The sequence below is a fragment of the Rhodococcus maanshanensis NBRC 100610 genome, from assembly GCF_001894865.1.
Classification (GTDB): domain Bacteria; phylum Actinomycetota; class Actinomycetes; order Mycobacteriales; family Mycobacteriaceae; genus Rhodococcus_G; species Rhodococcus_G maanshanensis.
This window is the reverse complement of sequence record NZ_BCXA01000029.1, coordinates 109,698-116,372: the sequence shown is the minus strand read 5'-3', so window position 1 is coordinate 116,372 and position 6,675 is coordinate 109,698. Positions and strand designations below refer to the sequence as shown.

Genomic DNA, 6,675 nt, shown 5'->3' with positions numbered 1-6,675 from the left:
TGTTCGGGTCCAGCAGCCGCGTGTTCGCGATCGTCGTCACGTCCGCGGGCACGTCCTGCGGCTGCTTCGTCGCGACGCCCGTGTAGTCGACGTACTCGACGTTTTCGTCGGTGATCCCGTATGCCTGTCTTGTCGCCTGGATGTTTCGCTCGATATACGGGCTCTCCTTCTGCGCGGCGTTCGGCTTGACCGAGAACTGCTCGACCACCAACGGGTACACGGCGCCGATCAGGATCGAGGAGAGCACCAGCAGCGCGGTGGCCATCGCGGGGATCCGGATGTCGCGCAGGAAGATCGCGGCGAAGAAGGCAAGGGCACAGATCACCGCGATGGCCATCAGGATCAGCTTGGCGGGCAGCACCGCGTTGGTGTCGGTGAAGCCGGCGCCAGTGAAGGTGGGCTCCTTGCGGCTGCTCGAGAGCAGCGAGTACCGGTCCAGCCAGTAGGCGACGGCCTTGAGCAGCACGAAGGTGCCCGCCAGCAACGCGAGCTGGACGGTCGCCGCCTTGGTCAGCGCACCGTCCCTGCCGCTCAGCCGGAGCCCGCCGAAGACGTAGTGCGTCACCAGGTTCGCGAAGAAGGCGATGATGACGGCGACGAACAGCCAGTTCAGCACGAGCCGGTAGAACGGCAGATCAAAGGAGTAGAAGCCGATGTCGAGGCCGAACTGCGGGTCCTTGATCCCGAAGGACTCACCGTTGAGGAACAGCTGCACCGTCACCCAGTTCGACTGCGCGACCAGTCCGGCGAGCAGACCCATCGCGACCGGGATGCCGATGCCGAACGCCTTCAGCCGTCCCATCACCGTGGTCCGGTACCGGGCGATCGGGTCGTTGGGCCCCGCGACGGGGACGAACACCGGCCGGGAGCGGTAGGCCAGCAGCAACGCCAGGAACACCGCCCCGCCGACGAGCAACGCCACGGCAAGGAACAGAAGGAGCCGGGTGACGAGCACCGTCGTGAAGACGGTCCGGAAGCCGACCTCGCCGAACCACAACCAATTGGTGTAGGTGTCGATCAGCCGGGGACCGATCAGCAGCAGTGCCGCGGCTACGAGTGCCAGTATCAGCAGCACTCGACTTCGACGGGACAACGACGGTAAGCCGGTGGGGGGCCGCATGCCCACGTGCCACTCTCCAGTGATTCGGGCGGCGCACAGGCGCCGCGGTGGTTGTGACCACTCTACGTGTGGGTGGGAGGATGGGACCGTGAGCGATAGCAATGGCGTGTACTACGGCCACCCGGCCGATTTCTCCGTCGACGCACTCCCCCGGTGTGTGCGCGAGGTGTCGGACTTCGTCGATGCGGGCGGATGGGGTCAACCGCCGACGATGTTCGCCCTCGTTCCCACCGCGGTCCTGGCCGCCGCGGAGCCCGACCTCATCGATCAGCTCGAGGACGGCGCCGAGCTGACGCCGGTGGAGCAGGAACCGTTCCCCGAGGACATCGGTGGCGGCACCCCCGCGCTCGACGAGTTCCTGTCCACCACCAGCTGGCCAGCCGAGGTCGTCGGGTGCGTCCTGGTGCAGGAGATCGTGGTACTGCCGCCAACGGCCGAGTCCGACCTCGACAGCGCGGTGGCGCCGGTGGTGACAGACGAGCACGCCGCCGACGAGATCGCCCGCGCCACCGCGAACGCGCATCCCGAACGCCGCGACGCCCGGCTGATCGCCGCGGTGCTGCGGGACGGTCCGTCCGTCTGCGTGCTCCAGCTCAAGCCGGAGGACGACGACCTCGACGCCGAACCCGAGCTGCTCACCTACGAGGACCTCGCGCCGAACCTGGTGAACGCGCTGTACGCGACGTTCGACGCGCCCGACGACTGACCCGCGGGGCCGGACCCGGCGCTAGCAGGCGGGCGCGTCGCCGCCGGTGTTCAGCGATTCGAGCGCGGACACCGCACCGTCGAGGTTGTCCACCTTCACCAGGCGCAGGCCCTCGGGCACACGCTGCCTCGCCTCGTCGCAGTTCTTCGACGGCACCAGGAAGGTGGTCGCCCCTGCCTCGCGGGCGGCGAGCAGCTTGTACGGGATGCCGCCGATCGGGCCGACCTCGCCGTCCGAGTCGATGGTCCCGGTACCGGCCACGAACCCGCCACCGCTCAGCTCGCCTGACGAGAGCTTGTCGATCACCGCAAGGGTGAACATCAATCCCGCCGAGGGGCCGCCCACCTCGGCCAGGTTGAACTCCACCGTGAACGGCACCTCGGGCTTCTCCTGCGGGGTGATCCCCAGGTAGCCGTGGTCCGTGGCTCCCGGCCGCTCGCCGAGCGTGACCGGCACGGTCATCTCCTGGCCGTCCCGCCGCAGCAGCACGCTGACCTCGCTGCCCGGGTCGAGCTCGGCGACCGCCCGCTGCACCTCACCGACGGTCTGCACCTGCGCGCCGTTGATCGCGAGCAGCTGGTCGCCCGGCCGCAGCGCGTCCTTGGCAGGTCCGTCCTTCGCGACGTCGACCACCTCCAGCGCGACGGGCAGGTCCAGATAGTGCAGCGCGGCCAGTTCCGCGGAGTCCTCCGACTGCGCGAAGTCGGCCTCGTTCTCCTGCTTGACCTCGTCCTTGCTCTTGTCCGGCGGGTACACCTCGGCGCGCGGCACCAGTCCATAGCGCCCGCTGATCCAGTTCCCGAAGGCCTCGAAGATGTTGAGTCCGTCACGGACCGAGACGGTGGTCATGTTGAGGTTGCCCGACGTCGGATCGATCTCGGTCCCCTCGATCTCGACCACGGGCTTGCCGTCGGCCTCCCCGAGGGTGTTGAACGTTGGCCCCGGTCCGAGGGCCACGAACGGCACGGTCACCGCGGTCCCGAGAGTGAAGAGCGCCACCACCGGCACCAGCGCAGCGGCCAGGGTCACCATCCGTCGATTCACCCGGCCCAGCGTAGAGGGCGGCCCGGCGTGTTCGCCGTGAGCGTCATCTCCGCCGCCACCAACCCCCACGATGCCTTGTACCGTTGAGCCATGAGCAATCCGCCGTTTGGTTTCTCGAACTCCGACGACGATCCCGACCGAGACAAGAGTCGGGACAGCGAGGGTTCGCCCGGTCCGGGCGGGATCCCGTTCGGCTTCTCCCCCGAGGGCTTCGACCCCACGCAGCTCGGCCAGATGCTCACGCAGTTCGGGCAGATGCTCAGCGGCATGGGCAGCGCGATGGGCACCGGCGGTGGCGGCCCCGTCAACTACGACCTCGCCAAGAAGCTCGCCCTCCAGCAGCTCGGCTCCGTCGCCCCGATCTCGACCGGCACCGGAACCGCGGTCGCCGACGCCGCCCACCTCGCGGAGGTGTGGCTGGACGGCGCCACCACCCTGCCCGCGGGCGCATCCAAGGCGGTCGCCTGGACGGCGGCCGACTGGCTCGAGAACACCCTCGACACCTGGAAGCGCCTGTGCGACCCGGTGGCCGAACAGATCTCGGGCATGTGGGTGTCCGGTCTCCCTGAGGAGGCCAAGCAGATGGCGGGCCCGATGATGGGCATGCTCGGACAGATGGGCGGGTTGGCCTTCGGCTCGCAGCTGGGTCAGGCGCTCGGTCAGCTCTCCTCGGAGGTGCTGACCTCCACCGACGTCGGACTCCCGCTCGGACCCAGTGGGGTCGCGGCGCTGCTGCCGACGGCGATCGAGAAGTTCAGCGAGGGACTCGAGCAGCCCGATCGCGAGATCCTGGTGTTCCTCGCCGCGCGCGAGGCCGCTCACCACCGCCTGTACGTCCACGTGCCCTGGCTCCGGCAGCGCCTGCTCGCCACCGTCGAGGAGTACGCACGCGGGATCAGGATGGACTTCTCCGCGATCGAGGAGGCCGCCCAGGGCATCGACCCGAGCGCGCTGACCGATCCGTCGAAGATCGAGGAGATCCTCCAGCAGGGCGCCTTCGAACCGCAGACGACGCCCGAGCAGAAGCAGGCCCTCGAACGCCTCGAGACCATGCTCGCGCTCATCGAGGGCTGGGTGGAGACCGTGGTGTCCGAGGCGCTCGGCGACCGACTGCCAGGGGTGGCCGCACTCTCCGAGACGCTCCGGCGTCGCCGCGCCACCGGCGGGCCCGCCGAGCAGACCTTCGCCACCCTCGTCGGCCTGGAACTGCGGCCCCGCAAGGTCCGCGAGGCGTCCCGGCTGTGGCATCTGCTCACCGAGAGCGCCGGGATCGACGGCCGCGACGCGGTGTGGGCGCATCCCGATCTGCTGCCGGACTCCTCGGACCTGGACAGCCCCGCCGGATTCGTCGACCGCGTGGTCGGCGGCGGCACGAGCGCCTTCGACGACCCGATCGCTCAGCTCGAGGCCACCGAGGCCCGCGAGCGCGAGGAGGGCGGGGGCCCCGGGCGGACGACGGAGTAGCCGGCCGGACCGAAACCCCAGGCCGGCGGCCACGCGGCCCTGTGGATAACCGGGTGCGCCGAGCTCGTCCGGGTCGCCGCGCCTGCAAGGGTCGGGACATGACACCGGCCTCGGCACTGAGCGCGGGCCCGCGGCTCGATCCGCGGATCCCGATCCTGGTTCGGCCCAGCGGCAGCGTCCAACTGGGCTGGGACCCCGAGCGCGCCCTGCTCCTCACGGTGCCGGCCGGGGTCGCCCCGCACGCGGTTGCCGCGCTGCTGCGGCTGCTCGACGGTCAGCACAGTCGCGACGAGATCCTCTGCCGCGCACAGGAAATCGGACTGTCGACGGCCGAAATCGCGGCCCTGCTGGCCGAGTTGGCCGCAGCCGCGCTCTTGATGCCCGCGACGCAGGCACCCCGCTGCGTCGCGGCCGTGCACGTGCACGGCCGCGGGCCGCTCTCCGACGGCATCGCACGCGCCCTCGCCGACGGCAGGGTGCGGCTGACCCGGTCCGTACCGTTCGGTGGCGGCGGAGTCCCGCGCATCGACCGATCGGCCCTCGTGGTCCTTGCCGACGAGCTGGTTCCCGATCCGGGATTCGTGGCCGAGCTCGTCGGGGCGCGGATGCCACACCTGCAGGTCCGGCTCCGCGACGGGGCAGGCGTCGTCGGGCCGCTGGTGCTGCCCGGCCACACGAGCTGCCTGCGCTGCGCCGACCTCACCAGGACCTCTCGTGACCACGAGTGGCCCCACCTGGCCGCACAGTTGCTCGGCGCGGTCGGGCACGCGGACCCGGCGGCGATCCTGGCCACCACGGCACTCGCGCTCGCGGAGCTGAACGTGCTGATCGCCGCCCAGCCCGCGCGCTCACCCGCCTGTCTCGACACCACCCTGGAACTGAACCTGACAACGTATCGACTGGTCAGGCGGACGTGGCCGCCCCATCCGCGCTGTGGATGCCGCCGCCGCGCCGGACTTGTGGGCGAACCGGCGGATCGTCAGCCATGATGGTGGGCGTGTCAGACATCCCCCGCAGCAGTTCCGCCCGCACCGCCAAACTGGCGAGCATTCCGCTCGGGATCGCGGGACGCGCGGCGGTCGGGTTCGGCCGCAAGCTCGTCGGCGGCGACCGCGAGGAGATCGACGCCAAGCTGACCCAACAGGCGGCCGAGCAATTGTTCACCGTGCTCGGTGAACTCAAGGGCGGCGCGATGAAGCTCGGACAGGCACTGAGCGTGATGGAGGCCGCCGTCCCCGAGGAGTTCGCGGAGCCCTACCGGGAGGCGTTGACGAAGCTGCAGGCGGAGGCGCCACCGTTGCCAGCCAAGAAGGTGCACCGGGTGCTGGGCGAGCAGCTCGGCAGCAAGTGGCGCGATCGGTTCGCGTCCTTCGACGACACCCCGACGGCCTCGGCCAGCATCGGGCAGGTGCACCGCGCGGTGTGGTCCGACGGCCGCGAGGTCGCGGTGAAGGTGCAGTACCCGGGCGCGGACGAGGCCCTGCGAGCGGACCTGCGGACGCTCTCGCGCTTCGCCGGGATGTTCAGCTCGGTGATCCCCGGTGCCGACGTCAAGCCCGTCCTCGAGGAGCTCACCGCCCGCACCGAGGACGAGCTGGATTACCGCATCGAGGCGAACAACCAACGAGCCTTCGCCGCCGAGTTCGCGGGCGACCCCAGGTTCGCGATCCCGAAGGTGGTCGCGAGTTCGCCGAAAGTGGTGATCACCGAATGGATGTCGGCGACACCGCTGTCGACGATCATCGCCAGCGGTACCGCCGAACAGCGCAACAGCGCGGGTGCCCTGCTCGCCGAGTTCCACTTCGCCTCGCCCGCCCGGGTCGGACTGCTGCACAGCGATCCACACCCCGGCAATTTCATGATGCTCGAGGACGGCAGGCTCGGGGTCATCGACTACGGCGCATGCGCGCCGATGCCGGGCGGGCTGCCGCCTGTGCTCGGCAGGATGGTTCGGCTCGCACTCGAGGAACGCTTCGACGAGCTGACGGAACTGCTGCGCACCAACGGATTCGTGCTGCCCGGCCGCAACGTCACCGATCAGGAGATCGCCGACTACCTCCGTCCGTTCACCGACCCCATCCACACCGAGTCCTTCCACTTCACCAGGACGTGGCTGCAGAAGGCGGCCGGGACCGCGACGGACTTCTCCTCCGCGCAGTTCCGGACCGCGCGGGCCCTGAACATGCCAGCCGAGTACGTGATGATCTTCCGGGTGCTGCTCGGCTCGGTCGGCATCTGCGCCCAGCTCGACGCCTACGCGCCCTACATGGAGATCCTCACGAAGTGGCTGCCCGGCTTCACCGAGGACGTGCGGCAGGCCGAGTAGCGGACCCGTCCCCGG

The 6,675-nt window shown here is 70.0% G+C and carries 6 protein-coding genes; 4 read left to right on the top strand and 2 right to left on the bottom strand.

From position 1 onward, the window contains the following. Window positions 1–1,126 (bottom strand): UPF0182 family protein (locus RM1_RS15265; protein ID WP_169922327.1); only part of this gene is annotated, 1,126 nt, incomplete at its 3' end. An 82-nt stretch (window positions 1,127–1,208) separates the two neighbouring features. Between RM1_RS15265 and RM1_RS15260 the strand changes: the two genes are divergently transcribed. After that, window positions 1,209–1,826: a PPA1309 family protein gene (locus tag RM1_RS15260; RefSeq protein ID WP_245816359.1), complete on the top strand. Its 618-nt coding sequence runs from the start codon at window positions 1,209–1,211 to the stop codon at window positions 1,824–1,826. Window positions 1,827–1,847: 21 nt separating this feature from the next. Here the strand turns inward: RM1_RS15260 and RM1_RS15255 are convergent, their stop codons facing one another. Next, the gene (locus RM1_RS15255) at window positions 1,848–2,870 is read right to left on the bottom strand and encodes a YlbL family protein (protein WP_072752439.1); all 1,023 of its coding nucleotides are present in this window, start codon (window positions 2,868–2,870) and stop codon (window positions 1,848–1,850) included. Between the two features lie 90 nt (window positions 2,871–2,960). Between RM1_RS15255 and RM1_RS15250 the strand changes: the two genes are divergently transcribed. The 3 genes from RM1_RS15250 to RM1_RS15240 all read left to right on the top strand — a co-directional run bounded on the left by RM1_RS15250 (window position 2,961) and on the right by RM1_RS15240 (window position 6,660). Then, window positions 2,961–4,334, top strand: a complete 1,374-nt coding sequence (locus RM1_RS15250; protein ID WP_072752437.1) for a zinc-dependent metalloprotease — start codon at window positions 2,961–2,963, stop codon at window positions 4,332–4,334. 98 nt (window positions 4,335–4,432) lie between these two features. Beyond that, window positions 4,433–5,323, top strand: a complete 891-nt coding sequence (locus RM1_RS15245) for a hypothetical protein (protein WP_072752435.1) — start codon at window positions 4,433–4,435, stop codon at window positions 5,321–5,323. Then, window positions 5,320–6,660 (top strand): ABC1 kinase family protein, encoded by a 1,341-nt coding sequence (locus RM1_RS15240; RefSeq protein WP_072752434.1) that lies wholly within the window; start codon window positions 5,320–5,322, stop codon window positions 6,658–6,660. Before RM1_RS15245 ends, RM1_RS15240 begins: the two co-directional genes overlap by 4 nt. Window positions 6,661–6,675: the final 15 nt, after the last annotated feature.